15 protein-coding genes and 1 riboswitch are annotated in these 17,308 nt (G+C 75.7%); of the genes, 9 read left to right on the top strand and 6 right to left on the bottom strand.

Annotated features, from left to right (window positions below):
• Positions 1-41: 41 nt before the first annotated feature.
• From IU369_RS10615 to IU369_RS10600, 4 genes are all read left to right on the top strand, one after another.
• Positions 42-1,685 (top strand): ABC1 kinase family protein, encoded by a 1,644-nt coding sequence (locus tag IU369_RS10615; protein ID WP_217920953.1) that lies wholly within the window; start codon positions 42-44, stop codon positions 1,683-1,685.
• On the top strand, positions 1,682-4,285 hold the full coding sequence (recJ, locus tag IU369_RS10610) for a single-stranded-DNA-specific exonuclease RecJ (protein WP_217920952.1): 2,604 nt from the start codon (positions 1,682-1,684) through the stop codon (positions 4,283-4,285). Before IU369_RS10615 ends, recJ begins: the two co-directional genes overlap by 4 nt.
• A 92-nt stretch (positions 4,286-4,377) precedes the next feature.
• A complete protein-coding gene (locus tag IU369_RS10605; protein WP_217920951.1) occupies positions 4,378-6,579 on the top strand; it encodes a RelA/SpoT family protein in 2,202 nt (733 codons plus the stop codon).
• 63 nt (positions 6,580-6,642) lie between these two features.
• Positions 6,643-7,389, top strand: coding sequence for a LytR C-terminal domain-containing protein (locus IU369_RS10600; protein ID WP_217920950.1), 747 nt, complete (start codon positions 6,643-6,645; stop codon positions 7,387-7,389).
• A 21-nt stretch (positions 7,390-7,410) separates the two neighbouring features.
• Here the strand turns inward: IU369_RS10600 and IU369_RS10595 are convergent, their stop codons facing one another.
• Together IU369_RS10595 and IU369_RS10590 are read right to left on the bottom strand one after the other, a co-directional pair.
• Positions 7,411-8,940, bottom strand: a complete 1,530-nt coding sequence (locus IU369_RS10595) for a hydantoinase B/oxoprolinase family protein (RefSeq protein ID WP_217920949.1) — start codon at positions 8,938-8,940, stop codon at positions 7,411-7,413.
• Positions 8,937-10,859 (bottom strand): hydantoinase/oxoprolinase family protein, encoded by a 1,923-nt coding sequence (locus tag IU369_RS10590; RefSeq protein ID WP_217920948.1) that lies wholly within the window; start codon positions 10,857-10,859, stop codon positions 8,937-8,939. The genes IU369_RS10595 and IU369_RS10590 overlap by 4 nt, the downstream gene beginning before the upstream one ends.
• A 98-nt stretch (positions 10,860-10,957) precedes the next feature.
• On the opposite strand from IU369_RS10590, the gene IU369_RS10585 reads away from it, so the two are divergent.
• Positions 10,958-11,755: a hypothetical protein gene (locus IU369_RS10585; protein WP_217920947.1), complete on the top strand. Its 798-nt coding sequence runs from the start codon at positions 10,958-10,960 to the stop codon at positions 11,753-11,755.
• Here the strand turns inward: IU369_RS10585 and IU369_RS10580 are convergent.
• From IU369_RS10580 to IU369_RS10570, 3 genes are read right to left on the bottom strand one after another with little or no spacing between them, the layout of a single operon-like run.
• Complete coding sequence (locus IU369_RS10580; protein WP_217920946.1) at positions 11,715-12,407, bottom strand: SDR family oxidoreductase; 693 nt, start codon at positions 12,405-12,407, stop codon at positions 11,715-11,717. The genes IU369_RS10585 and IU369_RS10580 overlap by 41 nt on opposite strands.
• Positions 12,404-13,261 carry an SPOR domain-containing protein gene (locus tag IU369_RS10575; RefSeq protein ID WP_217920945.1) on the bottom strand — a complete coding sequence of 286 codons (858 nt, stop codon included), beginning with the start codon at positions 13,259-13,261 and terminating at the stop codon, positions 12,404-12,406. The genes IU369_RS10580 and IU369_RS10575 overlap by 4 nt, the downstream gene beginning before the upstream one ends.
• Positions 13,258-13,896: a hypothetical protein gene (locus IU369_RS10570; RefSeq protein WP_217920944.1), complete on the bottom strand. Its 639-nt coding sequence runs from the start codon at positions 13,894-13,896 to the stop codon at positions 13,258-13,260. Before IU369_RS10570 ends, IU369_RS10575 begins: the two co-directional genes overlap by 4 nt.
• 75 nt (positions 13,897-13,971) lie before the next feature.
• Between IU369_RS10570 and IU369_RS10565 the strand changes: the two genes are divergently transcribed.
• From IU369_RS10565 to IU369_RS10550, 4 genes are all read left to right on the top strand, one after another.
• A complete protein-coding gene (locus tag IU369_RS10565; protein ID WP_217920943.1) occupies positions 13,972-14,307 on the top strand; it encodes a hypothetical protein in 336 nt (111 codons plus the stop codon).
• Between the two features lie 30 nt (positions 14,308-14,337).
• Positions 14,338-14,440: riboswitch (SAM riboswitch) on the top strand.
• An 83-nt stretch (positions 14,441-14,523) separates the two neighbouring features.
• Entirely contained in the window at positions 14,524-15,783 is a 1,260-nt protein-coding gene (gene thrC / locus IU369_RS10560) for a threonine synthase (protein WP_217920942.1), read from the top strand.
• Between the two features lie 25 nt (positions 15,784-15,808).
• A complete protein-coding gene (locus IU369_RS10555; protein ID WP_217920941.1) occupies positions 15,809-16,081 on the top strand; it encodes a MoaD/ThiS family protein in 273 nt (90 codons plus the stop codon).
• 1 nt (position 16,082) lies between these two features.
• Complete coding sequence (locus IU369_RS10550; protein WP_217924359.1) at positions 16,083-16,985, top strand: NAD-dependent epimerase/dehydratase family protein; 903 nt, start codon at positions 16,083-16,085, stop codon at positions 16,983-16,985.
• Here IU369_RS10550 and IU369_RS10545 read toward each other — a convergent pair.
• The gene (locus IU369_RS10545) at positions 16,948-17,265 is read right to left on the bottom strand and encodes a hypothetical protein (RefSeq protein ID WP_217920940.1); all 318 of its coding nucleotides are present in this window, start codon (positions 17,263-17,265) and stop codon (positions 16,948-16,950) included. The two genes, IU369_RS10550 and IU369_RS10545, sit on opposite strands and share 38 nt — an antisense overlap.
• Between the last annotated feature and the right edge of the window lie 43 nt (positions 17,266-17,308).

Here is a 17,308-nt window from a genome sequence, read left to right as displayed (position 1 = left end):
GGCGGACCGCCCCGTCCGCGCGTGCTGCTACGTTGGCCCATATGGCGCGTGGCGAACGGCGGCAGAACCTGGCGCGTCTCGGCGAGATCGCCCAGGTGGCGGCCCGCCATGGCTTCGGCTACGCGTTCGGGCGCAAGGAGTCCGACGAGGCCCTCGAGGGGGCCGTCGCGGGCCGCAACCGCGGCCGGCGGGTCCGGGACATGCTCGACGAGCTCGGCCCGACGTTCGTCAAGTTCGGGCAGCTGCTCTCGACGCGGCCGGACATCGTGCCGCCCGACATCCTCCAGGAGCTCCGCAGCCTCCAGGACGACGCCCGTCCCGAGCCGTTCGCCCGCATCCGCGGCGTCGTCGAGGCCGAGCTCGGCCTGACGATCGAGCAGGTCTTCGTCGAGTTCGACGAGGAGCCGATCGCCGCGGCGTCGATCGGCCAGGTGCACCGGGCGACCCTGCCGGGCGGGCAGGAGGTCGTCGTGAAGGTCCAGCGGCCCGACGCCGAGCGGCAGATCGCCGCCGACATCCAGCTGCTCTACCAGGCCGCCCGCGTCGCCCGCGAGCGCATCCGCAAGCTCCAGTTCATCGACCTGGTCGGGACGGTCGACGAGTTCGCGCGCACGGTCCGCCGGGAGCTCGACTACGGCGTCGAGGCGCGCAACGCCGAGGTCTTCCGCCGCGACTTCGCCGGCGACGACACCGTCGCGGTGCCGAAGATCTACTGGCGGTACACCACCTCCCGGGTGCTCACGATGGAGCGCGTCGAGGGCACCGTGCTCAGCCACGTCGACCTGAGCACCTGGTCGCCCGACGACCGGCGCCGGCTCGCGAACCGGCTCACCGAGACGTGGATGCGGATGCTGTTCGTCCACGGGTTCTTCCACGCCGACCCACACCCGGCGAACGTGCTGGTGCGCGACCCCGACCGGCTCAGCCTCGTCGACTTCGGCATGACGGAGCAGCTCACGCCCCGTGACCGCCAGGCGGCGGTGCGGCTGCTGATGGACATCCTCGACCAGAACGCCGAGCGCCTGCCGCGCCGGCTCCGTGCGCTCGGGATCCGCTACCCCCGGGCGATGGAGGAGGAGCTCGCCGACCGCCTCGGGGTGATCCTGCAGCGGTACTCGGCGAGCGCCATCGGGGAGATCGACGCGCGGGAGGTGCTCCGCGAGATCTTCCAGACGATCTACCGGCTCGACATCACGCTGCCCGCGCGGTGGGTGATGCTCGACAAGACCCTCGCGACGCTCGCGGGCGTGGCGCTCGAGATCTACCCCGACTTCAACGTCTTCGAGGTCGCGCGCCCCTACGCGGTGCGGATGGCGGCGTCGCGCTTCCGGCCCGACCACATGGTCGACCGCGCCGCGACCGACGTCGGCCGCTACGCCGAGGCGTTCCTCGAGTACCCGTTCCAGGTCTCGGAGCTGCTGGACGAGTTCAAGGACGGCGAGATCGAGATCACGGTGCGGCCCGAGGGCTTCGCCGAGGCCGTCGACAAGGTCCAGGCGAGCGCGAACCGGCTGGTGCTGGCGATGGTCGCCGCGGCGCTGATCCTGTCGTCGGCGATCATCGCCGTGTTCGCGCGGTCGACCGACCTGGCGGGCCTCGCGCTGATCGCCGTGCCGGGGGCGCTGATGGGCTTCGCCATGGTGGCGTGGCTGTGCGTGGGGATCTTCCGCTCGGGCCGCTGGTGAGCTGGCGCACCTCACGCGTCGCGTACGCCGACGTCGTCGCGGTGCAGGACGCCCTCGGGGTGCCGGAGCCCGTGGCCTGGGCGCTCGTGCGCCGCGGCCTCGGCGATCCGGAGGCCGCCCGCGAGTTCATGCGCTCCGACGGCCCGCTCGCCCCGGCGGAGGACCTCGCCGGCATCGCCGAGGCCGCCGACCGCCTCGCGCGGGCGGTGCGCGGCGGCGAGCGGATCGCCGTCCACGGCGACTACGACTGCGACGGCGTCTGCTCCACCGCCATCCTCGTCCGCGCCCTGCGCGGCCGGGGCGCCGACGTGATCGCGTTCCTGCCGAGCCGCTTCGTGGAGGGCTACGGCGTCGCGGCGTCGACGGTCGAGGCGCTCGCGGCCCGCGGCACCCGGGTGCTGGTGTGCGTCGACTGCGGCACGTCGGCGCTGGAGGCCCTGACGCGCGCGGTCGACCTGGGCATGGACCCCGTCGTGATCGACCACCACCTGGCGGGTGGGCGGCGTCCGCCCGGCATCCTCGCGAACCCCGCCCTCGGCCGTCCGCCCGACGACCTGCCGGCCGCCGCGGGCGTGGTCCACATGCTCGTGCGCGCGCTCGCCGTCCGCCTCGACGGCGACGGCCTGGCACCCGACCCCGACGAGGGCATCGACCTCGTCGCGCTCGCCACCGTCGCCGACGCGGTGCCGCTCGTCGGCGACAACCGGCGACGCGTCGCGCAGGGCCTGCGGGCCATGCGGGACCACCCCCGGCCCGGCATCGCGGCGTTGTGCGCCGCGGCGTCCCTGGAGCCGCGCGTGGTGAGCGCACGCGGGCTCGGCTTCACGCTGGCGCCGTGCATCAACGCCGCGGGCCGCCTGGCGCACCCCGACCGCGCCCTCGAGCTGCTGCTGGCGACCGACGCCGGGACGGCCGGGCCGATCGGCGACGAGCTGTGGGCGCTGAACGCGGAGCGGCGCGAGGTGGAGCGCGAGATCGTGGAGCAGGCGATCGCCATGGTCGAGGCGGAGCCCGACGCCATCCGCCGCGCGGGCGTGGTGCTGGCGGTGGGCGACGGCTGGCACGAGGGCGTCGTCGGCATCGTCGCGTCGCGCCTCGTGGAGCGCTTCGAGCGCCCCGCCATCGTGCTGTCGCGCCAGGGCGAGACCGCGAAGGGGTCGGGCCGCAGCATGCCGGGCGTCGACCTCCACGCCCTCGTCGGCGCCGCCGCGGGGACCCTGACGCGCTGGGGCGGCCACCCGGGGGCCGTCGGGCTGGAGCTGCCCGCCGCGGCCGTCGCGCGGTTCCGCGACGAGCTGATCGCCTCCGCCGAGGGGTCCCGCGCCGCGATCGCCCGGGCGCGGGTGCGGGCCGTCGACGCCGTCGTCGGCGGGCGGGACCTGACGCTCGGGACCGCGGAGGCCCTCGACACGCTCGCGCCGTTCGGCCGCGGCAACCCCGCGATCCGCCTCGTGGTGCCGGGGGCGCTCGTCGAGTCGCCGTCGCGGGTCGGCCAGGGCAAGCACCTGCAGGTGCGTCTGCGCTCGGGCGGGGTCCACGCCCGGGCGATCGGCTTCCGCATGGGCGAGCGGCTGCCCTCGATCGACGTCGAGGAGCGCCACGACGCCGTCGTCTCGCTCGAGATCGAGCGCTGGCAGGGGCTCGTCGGCCCGCGGGTCACGCTCGAGGCCCTGGAGCCGCTGGCCGCGCCCGCGGGCGTCCTGCCCGCCCAGTGCGCCCAGGCGTGCGACGTGGCCTGCCCCCAGCGCCTGCCGCTCGCCGATCTGCGGGCGATGGTCGACGACGACCCCGTGACGCCGCACCCGCCGGGCGACGCCCCGCCCCCCGCGGGTGTCCGCGACCGCCGCGGCGAGGGCGCGTCCCTCGCGGTGCTCGCCGCCCTCGCCGGCGCCGACCGGGGCGTCGTCGCCGTCGTGTCCGACGTCGCGCGCCGGCGCGGCGCGCTCGAGACCGCCCTGGAGCCGGGGCGCCTCGGCGTCGAGGTGGCCGTCCTCGCGGGTGCACGCTGCGACCCGGGCGCGATGGCGATGCGCCTCGCCCAGGCGCGCGGCGTCCCCGCCCTCGCGATGATCGACTACGCCCGCCTCGCCGAGGTCGACCTGCCGGAGGGCGCCCACGTCGTCCTCGTCGACCCCCCGGCGGGCCCCGCGGAGGCCGCATGGGCACTCCACCGCGCGGCGGGCCGGTGGCTGCACCTCGTGTGGGGGGAGCCGGAGAGCGAGCTCGCCCTGCGCGTCGCCGAGGAGGAATGGGAGCTCCGCCCCGCGGTGACGGACCTCTGGACCGGCCTGCGCGACGGCGCCCTGCGGCCCTGGGGCCCCGACCTGGAGCGGGTGCTCCTCGGTGACCTCCCCGCGATGCGCCCGCCGCGGGTCGCGGCGCGCGCCCTGGCGGTGCTGCGGGAGATCGGGCTGGTCGAGGTGGGGGAGGAGGGCGTCCGCGCCGCCGTGGCCCCGGAGCGCCGCGACCTGGACGACTCGCCGCGCTACCGGGCGGCCCGCGCCCGGCTCGACGAGGCCCGCGCCTACCTCGCCCTCGCCCCGACCCTCGACCTGACCCACGCCCCGGTGGCGGAGCGGGAGGGCGCGGCCGTCGCCTGAGCGGGCGGGCCCCGCGGGGGCAGGAGGGCCGAGGGGGACGGTCCGGCCGCGGGGCCGAGGGCGTCCGTGGACGGGGGCGGTATCGTTCTTTTATGGCGAAGGACCTCGCAGACCTCGATCTTGCCCTCGCTCCGGAGGTCCCGGAGCTCGAGCAGGTGATCTCGGAGGTCGCCGAGCACCACCCCGACGTCGACCGCGACCTCATCCGCCGCGCCTACGCGTACGCCGAGCAGCACCACCGGACCCAGGTCCGCAACTCGGGCGAGCCGTTCATCACGCATCCCCTCGGGTGCGCGCGCATCTGCGCGGGCCTCGGCCTCGACGGCACGTCGATCGTCGCCGCCCTGCTCCACGACACCGTCGAGGACACCACCGCCACCCTCGAGGAGATCGAGCGGACCTTCGGCGCCGACATCGCCCTGCTCGTCGACGGCGTCACCAAGCTCTCGAAGATCCACTTCGAGAGCCAGGAGGAGCACCAGGCCGAGAACTACCGCAAGCTGATCGTCTCGATGTCGAGCGACATCCGCGTGCTGGTCGTGAAGCTCGCCGACCGCCTCCACAACATGCGGACGCTGGCGTACATGACCAAGCCGAAGCAGATCCAGAAGGCGAAGGAGACCCTCGAGGTCTACGCCCCGCTGGCCCACCGCCTCGGCATCCAGTCCCTCAAGTGGGAGCTGGAGGACCTCGCGTTCGCGACGCTGCACCCCCGGCGGTACAGCGAGATCCAGCAGATGGTCAACCAGCGCCGGCCCGACCGCGAGGCGTTCATCGCCGAGGCCGGCCGCATCCTCGACGCCGAGCTCGGCGTCGTCGGCATCGACGGGGTCGAGATCACCGGGCGGGCGAAGCACTTCTACTCGATCTACGAGAAGATGACCCGCAAGGGCAAGGAGTTCAACGAGATCTACGACCTCACCGCGATGCGGGTGCTGGTCGACTCGGTGAAGGACTGCTACGGGGCGGTGGGCATCATCCACTCGCTCTGGAAGCCCCTGCCCGGGCGCTTCAAGGACTACATCGCGATGCCCAAGCTCAACATGTACCAGAGCCTGCACACCACGGTGATCGGGCCCGGCGGCAAGCCCCTCGAGATCCAGATCCGCACGTACGCGATGCACGCCACCGCCGAGTACGGCGTCGCCGCGCACTGGCTCTACAAGGCGGGCAAGGGCGACCAGCCGGCGTGGGTCTCGCGGATGATGGACTGGCAGCGCGAGACGCAGGACCCCGGCGAGTTCATGGAGGCCCTGCGCTCCGACCTCTACTCCGACGAGGTCTACGTCTTCACGCCGAAGGGCGAGGTCCGCGACCTGCCCGTCGGCGCCACCCCGCTCGACTTCGCCTACGACGTCCACACCGACGTCGGCCACCGCTGCGTCGGCGCGAAGATCAACGGGCGCATCGTGCCGCTCACCTACACGCTGCAGTCCGGCGACTTCGTCGAGATCCTCACGTCGAAGGCGCCGCGCGGCCCGTCCCGCGACTGGTTGCAGCTCGTGACCACCACGAAGGCCCGCTCCAAGATCAGCCAGTTCTTCCGGCGCGAGCGCCGCGAGGACGCCGAGCACCGGGGCCGCGAGGCCCTGCAGGACCAGCTCCGCAAGTCGGGCCTGCCGAGCCAGCGCCTGGCGGGGTCGCCCCTGCTCGTCGAGGTGATGCAGGAGATGGGCTTCCGGAAGGCCGACGAGTTCTACATCTCCCTCGGCCTCGGCAAGACGTCGGTCCAGGTCGTCGTCAACAAGATCCTCCAGCGCCTGAAGGCGGGGCAGGGGGTCGCCGACGACGCCACGCCCGTCGCCCCCCGCGGGCGGCGGCCGCACACGTCGGCCCAGTCGAGCGACCTCGGCATCGAGATCGACGGCCTCGCCGACGTCCTCGTGCGCCTCGCGAAGTGCTGCAAGCCGGTGCCGGGCGACCCGATCCTCGGCTACATCTCCCTCGGCCGCGGCATCACCATCCACCGCGAGGACTGCCCCAACGCCAAGGCCCTGCTGAAGAGCCCCGAGCGGTTCACCCCGGTCAGCTGGGGCGGCGCGAACCAGAAGAGCTTTCGCGTCGAGATCGCCATCGACGCCTGGGACCGTTCCCGACTCCTCGAGGACCTCTCCCGGGCGTTCGCCGAGGCCGGGGTGAACATCGTGTCGGCGAACTGCTCGATGGAGGACCAGATGGTCCACGACCGCTTCACCGTGGACGTCGGCGACATCGAGACCCTCAAGTCGTGCATCAGCGGGCTGCGCCAGGTGGAGTCCGTCTTCGACGCCTACCGGGTCACGCCGGGCTCCTAGGACCCCTCCCGGGGGGCCCGCCGGGCCGGGGTCCGGCCCGGCCACCTGCTACCGTCCCGCGCCGTGGAATGGCTCGATCTCGTCGCGCCCTCGGCGTCCATCCTGTCGGTCTTCGGCGTCGTCGCGCTCATCGTCGTGGCGATCCGCCAGGGCCGCCACATCCGGCGCCTCGAGGACCGGCTCTCGCGCACCGGTGACGCCGCCGTCGAGGCGCCGCTGCAGCGCATCGCCGAGCTCCAGGCCCGCGCCGCCGTGTCGGAGGGGACGGCCGGTCCCTCCCGGGAGCGGCAGATGCGGACCCTCGGCGTCATCGCCCTCGTCGCGCTCGCGCTCGTCGCCGGCATCGGCGGCATCTGGTACCTCTTCGTCCGCGACGACGGCGGCACCGCCACGACGGCGGACACCCCCGCTGCGACGACCACGGCGCAGACCGCGGCGAACCCGCCGGAGCCGGTCGACACGACCATCGTCCCCGACGAGGTCCCGCCGATCCCCGACCAGTCGATCTACACCGTCGCCGTCTTCAACGCGAGCGGCATCCAGGGCGCGGCCGGCGACGTGATCGCCCCCCGCCTGCAGAACGAGGGCTGGACGACGGGGACGATCGCGAACGCGCCGAGCACCCGCGAGGAGTCCGTCGTCATGTTCACGCGGGGCAAGAAGAAGGTGGCGTGGAACGTCGCCGAGGACCTCGGCATCACGCGCACCCCGCCGATCGACGGCCTCTCGTCCGAGGACATCGGCGACGCCGACGTCGTCGTGCTCGTCGGGCTCGACCTCGCGAACGACGGAGCGGCGCCCGCGCCCTGACCCCCGGCGCGGGGCGGGCCCTCAGGCCCCCGGCGTCCCGTGCCCTCCGCCGCCCGGCGTCTCGATGCCGAGCACCTGGCCGGCGCGCACCGTGCCACGCCACTTCGACGGCAGCTCCTCGCCGTCGAGGGTCGTGCGGCCACGTGCCCCGTCGCCGCCGCCGTCGCGGCCCGCGGGGGCGCGCCGGCGCCGCTCCGCGATGACCGACGCGTCGACGTCCACCAGCGCCCGCACCCGCCGCTCCACCCCGTCGCCGCCGCGGTGCGCGCCCGCGCCGCCCGACCCGCGCCGCAGGCGGTACGCCTCGACCCGCAGGGGATAGGCCGTCTCGAGCGCCTCGACGGGGGTGTTGAGGGTGTTGCTCATCGCCACGTGGACCCCCGACGGGCCGTCGGCGCCGGGGGAGGCGCCCTGCCCGCCGCCGAGCGTCTCGTAGTAGGTGAACCCCGGCCCGCCGATCGTGAGGTTGTTCATCGTCCCCTGGCCCTGCGCGGGGACCGGCACCGCCCCGCCCATCGCGGCGAACACCGCGTCGACGATGCGGCTGGAGGTCTCGACGTTGCCGCCCGCCACCGCGGCGGGGGCGGTGGCGTTGACGAGGGTGCCCTCCGGCGCGATCACGTGGACCGGCGCGAACGTCCCCGCCGACGCCGGGATGTCCGGGTCGGTGAGGCACCGCACCACGAAGTAGACGGCGGAGCGCGTGACGGCCGGGGGGCAGTTGCAGTTGCCGGGCCCCGTCGGGTCGGTGCCGGTGAAGTCGACCGTCAGGTCGTCGCCCGCGATCGTCACGGCCACGCGGATCCAGAGGTCCCCCGGCTCCACGCCGTCGCCCTCCAGCGCCTCCTCTGCGGTGTGGCGTCCGTCCGGCATCGCCGCGATGGCGGCGCGCGTCCGCCGCTCCGCGTAGTCGAGCAGGTCGTCGAACGCCGTGCGCACGCGCTCCGCGCCGTGCCGCTCCGCGACCTCCCCGAGGCGCCTCTCCGCCAGCCGGTGGGCGGCGAGCTGGGCCCGCACGTCGCCCTCGCGCTCCACCGGGGTGCGGGTGTTGGCCAGCAGCAGGTCGAGGACGTCCCGCACCGGCTCCCCGCCGGACACGAGCCGTACCGGCGGGATGACGAGGCCCTCCTGCAGCAGCTCCCGCGAACCGGCGGGCATGCTGCCGGGGGCCATGCCGCCGATGTCGGCGTGGTGGGCGCGCGTCACCGAGTACGCGGTCACGACGCCGTCCAGCGCGACCGGCGCGATCATGGTGAGGTCGGGCAGGTGCGTGCCGCCCCGGTACGGGTCGTTCACGACCCACACCTCGCCGGCCACGGCGCCGCGGGCGCGGACCGCGGCGACGGCCTCCGGCATCGCCCCGAGGTGCACGGGGATCGACGCCGACTGCACCACCATGCGGCCGGCGCCGTCGAAGATCGCGGTGCTGCAGTCGCGGCGCTCCTTGATGTTGGGGCTGAAGGCGCTCCGCACCAGGGCGGCCTCCATCTCCTCCGCCACGGTCCGCAGGGCGTTGGCCATCACCTGGAGGGTCACGGGGTCGAGGGTCACGCGTCCCGCTCCATCACGATCGCGCCGATGCCGTCGCGGCGGGCCGTCCAGCCGGGCGCGACCCAGCATGTCGCGCCCTCCATCGGCAGCACCGCCGGTCCCGCCACCGGAGGGCCCTGCGCGGCCACGGGCAGCTCGGGGTCGGCCCCCGGCCACTCGGCGGCGAGGCGCAGGCTGACGGCCTCCACGGCCCGGCCGGCGTCGGCGTCGCCGTACCGCTCCCGGTGGGCGGCGTGGAAGGCGTCCGCCAGGGCGGCCTCGGGGGCGGCGGGGTCGAACGGCACCGTCAGGGAGTGGCTCTGCCCGGCGTACCGGCAGTCGGCCGCCGCCGTGTGGGGGGCGCCCGGCAGGTCGGCGCGGGCGTGGGCGGCGAGGGGCTCGAGCAGCCCGGCCAGGCCCGCGCCGCCGTCGACCGGGGCGAGGACCGTCTGGACGTAGTCGCGGCGCTCGCCCGCCATCACCAGGCCGAGGGCCGCCAGCACCCCGGCGGCGGGCGGGGCGATGACCCGCCGCACGCCGAGCTCGTCGGCGACGGGACAGGCGTGCAGGGGCCCGGCCCCGCCGAACGCGATCAACGTCGCCTCGCGGGGGTCCTCGCCGCGCTCGACGCTCACACGCCGCAGCGCCCGCACCATCTCCTGCACGGCGACGGTGAGGATGCCCTCCGCGCACTCCTCCAGGCCGAGGCCGAGCTCGTCCGCCAGCCCGCCGACGGCGGTGCGCGCCGCGTCCACGTCGAGGTGGATGCGCCCGCCGAGCGGCGCGTCGGCGGGCAGGCGCCCGAGGACGACGTCGGCGTCGGTGACGGTGGGGCGGGTGCCTCCCAGCGCGTAGGCGGCCGGCCCGGGGCGCGCCCCGGCGGACTGGGGGCCGACCCGCAGCGCGCCGCCCGAGTCGGCCCACGCCACGCTGCCGCCGCCCGCCGACACCGTCGCGACGTCGAGCATCGGCAGGTGGATGGGGTGTCCCGCGATGACGGTCCCGCTCGCCCGCGCCGGTTCCCCGTCGCGGACGAGGGCGACGTCGCAGGAGGTCCCGCCCATGTCGAACGTGAGGGCGAGGAGGCGGTCGTCGCGGGCCGCGAGCCGCGCCGCGCCGATCACCCCGCCGGCGGGCCCGCTCAGCACCGTCCACGCCGCGTGCTCGGCGGACGCGGCGATCGGCAGCACGCCGCCGCTCGACTGCATGATCGCGGGGGCCGGCAGGCCGGCGTCCGCGGCCCGCCGCCCGAGGCGGTCGAGGTAGGTCCGCAGCACCGGCGTCAGGTAGGCGTCGACGACGGTCGTCGAGATGCGCTCGTACTCGCGGAACTCCGGCAGCACCTCGCTCGACGCGCTGACGTGGACACCCGGCAGGGCGGCGCGCAGGGCCGCCGACACGGCGGCCTCGTGGGCGGGGTGGGCGAAGGCGAAGAGCAGCCCCACCGCGACGGCCTCCGAGCCGTCGGCGCGGACGGCGGCGACGACGTCGGCCAGCACGTCCGGGTCGAGCGGCGTGACGACGCCGTCGGGGCCGCAGCGCTCCCGCACCTCGTGGGTGCGGGCGTGCGGCACGAGCGGCGGGGGGTGGTGGGCGTCGAGGCGGTAGAGGTGGGCGCGGGTCTGGCGCCGCAGCTCCAGCACGTCGCCGAAGCCCTCCGTCGCCACCAGCGACGTCCGGGCGCCCGCCCCCTCGAGGAGCGCGTTCGTGCCGACGGTCATGCCGTGGCAGAACCGCCCGACGTCCGCCGCGGTGAGGCCTGCACGCCCGAGGACGGCGTGGACGGCGGCGATGACGCCCTCGCTCTGGTCGTCGGGCGTCGTCGGGACCTTCGCGGTCACGAGGCGGCCCCCCGACACGACGACCGCGTCGGTGAAGGTGCCCCCGACGTCGACGCCCACCAGGGCGCCTTCCACGGCCGCGACGGTCGCCTCTATCATCGCCGCGACTCTACCGGGGAGACCCCGTCCGCCCGCTCGCCATCGCCCTCGGGGTCCTCACGCTCGCCGCGTCCCCCGCCGTCGCCGCCCCCGCCGCCGTGCCCGGGGGCCTGCTCCTCGTCCCGCCGCGGGAGCTGTCGCCGGGGCCGCCGAACGGGGACCTCGCCGCCGGGACCGCCGGCTGGGACGTGCTGGGGCGCGACGCCCCCGCGCCGCTGCCCGGCGGGCGCGGGGTGCGCATCGCGGGCAACGTCACCCTCGTGTCGCCGCCGCTGACCGTCCCCGCCGGCGCGCAGGTGCTGCGCGTGGCGTTGCGGGCCGCGGGAGGGGAGGGGCTGGTCCTCGTCGCCGCCCGCCCCGTTGCCGGCGGGGCCGACATCCCGCTCGCGACCCTCGAACCCGGACCGCGGCGCACGTCGCAACCGGTCGGCGTCGCCGCGGTCGCCGGGACGCAGGTGCGGATCGTGATCGACCCCGTCCCCGCCCTCGGGACGTCGGTGGAGCTGCACCGGGTCGGTCCCGTGACGGCGCCGATGCCACGGTGGCGCGTCGACCGCGGCACCCCCGAGGTCGCCGGTGCACGGGGACGGCGGACCCTGCGCGTCGTCGGCGAGCCCCTCGTCGTGCGCGCCCCCGTCCTGCGGCCGCCCGCCGGCGCGCGGGCGCTGCTCGTCGACGTCCGGGGCGAGGGCCTCGTCCGCGCCGGGGCCGGTGCGCGCGCCACCGCGCTCCGGGCGTCGCCGGCCTGGCGCACCCTGCGCGTCCCGCTCCGCCCCCGCACGCGGGCGGCCGTGCTGCGCGTCGAGGCCGTCCCCGGCCCCGGGGGGCTCGAGCTGCGCCTCCTCGGGGTGGTCCTCAGAACCCCTGGACGGTCGGGCGGATCAGGATCTCGTTGACGTCGATGTGGGGCGGCTGGTCGATGGCGAACATCACCGACCGCGCCACGTCGTCGGCGGTGAGCTGCTCCCCGCCGACCGGCTCGTCGTAGAAGGGCGTCTCCACCGTCCCCGGCGAGATCAGGGTGACGCGCACACCGGTGCCGTCGAGCTCCTGGCGCGCGGCCTCGGCCATCGCCGTGACCGCCCACTTCGTGGCGCCGTAGAGCGACCCCGGCGGGACCTTGCGGCCCGCCACCGACCCCGTCAGGAGCAGGTGGCCGCGGCGCGCCTTCAGCTCGTCCATCGTCGCGCGCACCGTCAGGGCCGCGGCGTAGACGTTGGTCAGCACCATCGCACGCCAGTGCCCGGGGGTCTCCTCCTGGAAGCCGCGGGACGCGCCGAAGCCGGCGTTCGCGAAGGCCACGTCGATGCGGCCGAAGGCGTCGAGGGCCGCGGCCACCAGCGCCTGCTGCTCCTCCCACTCGGTCACGTCGCACGTGACCGCCAGGGCGCGCTCGGGGCCCCCGAGCTCCGCCGCCAGCTCCGCCAGCTTCTCCGTGGAGCGCGCCGCGAGCACGACGCGGTCGCCGCCCGCCGCCGCGCGCCGGGCCGTGGCGGCCCCGATGCCGCTCGACGCGCCCGTGATCAGGACCACCCGGTCGTCGCTCATCCGCTCAGCCTCCGTGCGTAGGCGCCCGGGAACTCCGGGCGCATCCTCGTCGCCTGGGCGATCGCGTCGCCCCGATCCGAGTACCTGCCCGAGAAGAGCACCCAGTACCCCGGACGCAGGTCGGCGAAGTCCGAGGAGAACAGGACCCCCGCCGGCTCGCCGGCCCCGGAGACCCGCGTCTTCGCGGCCCGGGCGTCCGCCTCGTCGCGCACCGACGACAGGATCGCCGTCCATGCCGTCGCGCCCGCGGGCCAGTCGCCCGACCCGGTGTCCGGGTCGGGGTCCACGGGCTCGGGCGCCTCGACGGTGGTGGTGCCCGGGTCGGGGATCGAGGTCGGCGGGTCCGTGACGGCGGGCGGTGCGGTGACGGTCCCGGGTCCGGTGACCGTGTCGAAGCCGGTCGAGGGCCCGGTCGGCACCGTCAGGACCGGCGCCGTCGGCGTCGTGAACGACGTGTCGGGCGGCAGCGGCCCCGTGGTCGCCGCGGTTTCGGGGGGCAGCGGCACGAACGGCCCCGTGCCGGCGGTGGAGACCGTCGCGGTGGTCCCGCCGCCGTCGTCGTCGTCCACCACCGCGTAGGCCAGCGCGCCCGCGCCGAGGCCGAGGATCGCGACCGCGCCCGCCAGCACCGCCAGGTTCCGACCGCCGCGCCGCAGGCGCGGCGCGAGGGGGGTGGGGGAGCCGCACTCGAGGCAGTAGGTCTGGTCGGCCTCGAGCCGGGCGCCGCAGACGTCGCAGACCGGCTCGGGGGCGGGGGGCGTCCCGTCCTCGGGGGGCGGGCCCTCCGGCGGCGGGGTCGCGCCGCCCGCGAACCAGCGGTCGGCCCCCTCCCAGCCGGTGGGGCGGTCGCTCACGCGGGCGGCCGGACGCTGATGACGGCGGTGACCTGCTCGTCGCCCATCGACGGCGGGACCACCTGGGTGCCGCACTGCCAGCAGAAGCGGGCCTCGGCGCGGAACGGCGTGCGGCACGTGAGGCAGCACCCGGCGGCGGGGTCGGGCTCGGCGACCCGCCGCCGGTCGCGGCGCTCGCGGTCGAGCTCGCCGAGGCGCACGTCGATGTCGCGGACGGTGTCGTCGATCTCGGCGACCTCGCCCGCGCGCCGCCGCATGACGTCCTCGCCGAGCATGTCGCGGCGGTAGAGCTCGAAGGCGAGTCCGCCGAGGTGGTAGACCGCCTCCTCGCGCCGGGTGATCAGGCGCCGGCGCTCGCGGCGGAGGCGGCGGGGGGCGGCGCCGCGCAGGGGGACGTCGCCCGTCGCGTCGACGACCGGCGCGTCGTCGGATGCGTCCCCGGACGGCGGGGCGGTGGGAGGGGGCGTGGCGGCGGGCGGCGCCGCCTCGGCGGGGGCGTCCGCCGGCGCGTCCGCCCGGCGGCGCGGCATCCACCGCCGCCGTGCGACGGGGGGCGTCGCCTCCGCGGCCGTCGGGGCCTCGGCCGGCACGGGGTGCTCGGCGGGCTGATCGGCGGGGGGAGGGGTGTCGGTCATCGCGCTCCGGGCATCGTAACGGCCGCCTCGGCCCGCGCCCGTCACATCGTCACGCCGGTGGTCTAGGCTCGCCGCGTGAGCGCCCCGCCCGCGCTGCCGTGGTCGTCCGCGCCGTTCGGCGCCGCCCTCCGTGCCGCGCTCGAGGCCCGGGGCATGAGCTTCCGCGACCTCGAGAGCCGGACCCTCGTGCCGGTGGGCAACCTCCACGGGCACGCGAGCGGCGTCCGGGGCGTCCCCGGCGACGACCTGATGGCCCGCATCGCGGAGGGTCTCGGGGTCGGTCCCGACCACTTCCGCGAGTGGAGGGAGCGGCGGCTCGTCGAGGCGCTCCGCGAGGTCCCCGCCCTGGAGCTCGAGCTGTCGCGGCGGGTGGCCGAGGGCCGCCTCGCCGACTGGCGTCCACCGGATTGACGTCCGTTGCGGGGCGTCGCTATTATCCCGACCGCATCGAGAGCGGTGGAGGGACTGGCCCTGTGAAACCGCGGCAACCAGCGCAAGAGCGCCAGGTGCCAATTCCACCAGGTGTGAACCTGGGAGATGCGAGAGTCCGATCGGTCTGAGCACCCGTCGCCCCTCGCCCTCCCGGCGGAGGGGCTTTTTCATGGCGTTCGGAGATCGGGAGGACCGGTGACGGATCACGGGACGGCGGCGACGGCGCTCCGATGTAAGGAGTGCGAGCGCACGGGCGAGCTGACGGCCGCCTACGTCTGCGAGTACTGCTTCGGACCGCTCGAGGTGGTCTACGACATGGAGCGGATCGCGGCGCGCGTCACCCGCGAGAGCATCGCCGCGGGGCCCCCGTCGTTGTGGCGGTACCGCGACTTCCTGCCGTGCTCGCCGGACGACCCGACCGCCGGCCTCCCCAGCGGGATGACCCCGCTGGTGCGCGCCCCCCGCCTCGCCGCCGCGCTCGGCCTGCGCGACGTGTGGGTCAAGAACGACACCGCCAACCCGACGCACAGCTTCAAGGACCGCGTCGTCTCGGTCGCGCTGGAGAAGGCGAAGCAGCTCGGGTTCGAGGTCGTCGCGTGCGCGTCGACCGGCAACCTCGCGAACTCCGTCGCTGCCCACGCCTCGGCCCACGGCCTCGAGAGCTACGTCTTCGTGCCGGCCGACCTGGAGGAGCAGAAGATCGTCGCGACGGCGATCTACGGCACCACCCTCCTCGCGGTCGACGGGAACTACGACGACGTCAACCGCCTCTGCATGGAGATCGCGAGCGACCGCCCCTGGGCGTTCGTCAACGTGAACGTCCGCCCGTACTACAGCGAGGGCTCGAAGACGCTCGCCTACGAGGTCGCCGAGCAGCTCGGGTGGCGGCTCCCCGACCGGTGCATCGTCCCGATCGCCTCCGGCTCGCTCTACACCAAGGTCAACCGCGGGTTCCGCGACCTGATCGAGACGGGCCTGGTGGAGGACACCGGCCGCCTGCCCGTCATGAACGGCGCCCAGTCCGCCGGCTGCGGCCCCGTCGCGACCGCCTGGGAGAAGGACCTCGACTTCGTGTCGCCCGTCCGGCCCGACACGATCGCCAAGAGCCTCGCCATCGGCAACCCCGCCGACGGCGTCTTCGCGCTCGACGTCGCCCGCCGGACCGGCGGGTCGATCTCGTCGGTCACCGAGGAGGAGATCCTCCAGGGCATCGAGCTGCTCGCCCGGACCACCGGCATCTTCACCGAGACCGCCGGCGGGGTGACCACCGCCGTCCTCGCCAAGCTGGCCGCGGCCGGGGAGATCGACCCCGACGAGCGCGTCGTCGTCTACATCACCGGCGACGGCCTGAAGACGCTCGACGCCGTCGCGTCCCGTGTCGTGCGCCACCCCATCGCGCCCACCGTCGCGAGCTTCGAGGCCGCGATCGGCGAGCCCGCCCGCCTGATCGCCTGACCGTTCCCGTCCGCGAGGAGACCACATGCCCGTGACCGTCCGCATCCCGGCCCCGCTGCGCCCCGTCGTCGGCGGGTCGTCGGCGGTGGAGTGCACCCCCGGGACCGTGCGCGAGCTGATCGACCAGCTCGAGGCCCAGCACGCCGGCTTCCGCGACCGGATCATGGAGAACGGCTCCCTGCGCCGGTTCGTCAACGTCTTCGTCGCCGGCGAGGACGTCCGCTTCGGCGACGGCATCGAGACCGCCGTCGGCGACGGCCAGGAGGTCACCATCCTCCCGGCCGTGGCGGGGGGCTGAGCTGGGGCGCATCGACGTCGCCCTGGTCACCGGGGCGACCGGCCTCGTCGGCGGTGCCCTCGTCGCCCGGCTGCGGGCGGAGGGCGTGCGCGTGCTCGCCACCGCCCGCACGTACGACGCGGAGCGGGCCCTGCGTGAGATGGGGGCCGAGCCCCTCCACACCGACCTGGCGAACATCGGCCAGTGGCGGCGCGAGGCGGAGGGGGCGGACGTCGTCTTCCACCTCGCCCAGCCGCGCACCACGCCGCCCCTGCGGCGCGGTGCGGCGCGCCGTCGTGGCCGGGCCGCCGCCGCCGGCGCCCGCGCGCTGCACGAGGTGGCGGGCGACCGCCCCGTCGTGATGCTCTCGACGGGGCTCGTCCACGGCAGCCGCGCCGAGCCCGCGGTGGACGACGCGCCGGTCGTCGGCGAGATCGCGCTCGCGCGGGCGGCCGCCGCGACGGAGGAGGCCCTCGCCGGCGCCGACCTGCGGGTGGTGCGGGTCCCGTGGGTCCACGGTCCCGGCGGCCTGATGCGGGATCTGATCGTCGGCCTGCGGATCCGCCGTTATCGGATCGTGGGAACGGGGACGAACGCGTGGGCGATGCTGGGGGCCGACGACGCGGCCGCCGCCCTCGTCGCGGCGGTCGGCGCGCCCCCCGGGGCGTACAGCGCCGCCGAGGCGGACATCCCGACGCAGGCCGACGTGGTGGGGGTCATCTGCGGCGTGCCGGGCCACCGGCACCCCGACCGCACCCCGCTCGCCCTGGCGGCCATGTCGATGGGCGGCGCGATGAGCCAGGCCCTGTCGGCGTCGCTGGCGATCGGGACCGGCCGGCTCGCCGACCACGGATGGGCCCCGCGCCAGGACTGGCGCGAGGAGCTGGTCAGGCTGGCGGAGGGCTCCCTGCCGCTCCCGACCTGAGGGCGACGGGCGTCATCCGCGTCCGCCCTCCCGACTGGTACTGCAGGTCGAGGGTGTCGCCCCGTAGGTCGCCGTAGACGCCGATGCCCATGGCGAGCATCACCTTGCGGCCGAACCCGAGCGCCGGCTGGGCCCGCAGCGTCCGCGCGAACAGGACGCGGCCGCCCTCCACCCGGTAGTCGGTCCCCTCCGTCCACTCCTCGCCGTTGACGTAGATCCGGATCGGCGGCTCCGCCCCGGGGGGGAGGGCGATCTCGTGGACGAGGTTTGCGTCGCTCATGTGTGACGAAACCCTAGCGCGGCGCTAAAGGGACGGTTCCCGT

Source organism: Miltoncostaea oceani, from assembly GCF_018141545.1.
In the GTDB taxonomy this organism is placed as follows: Bacteria; Actinomycetota; Thermoleophilia; order Miltoncostaeales; family Miltoncostaeaceae; genus Miltoncostaea; species Miltoncostaea oceani.
The sequence above is the reverse complement of the archived record's forward strand: the minus strand, read 5'-3'. Positions and strand labels throughout refer to the sequence as shown.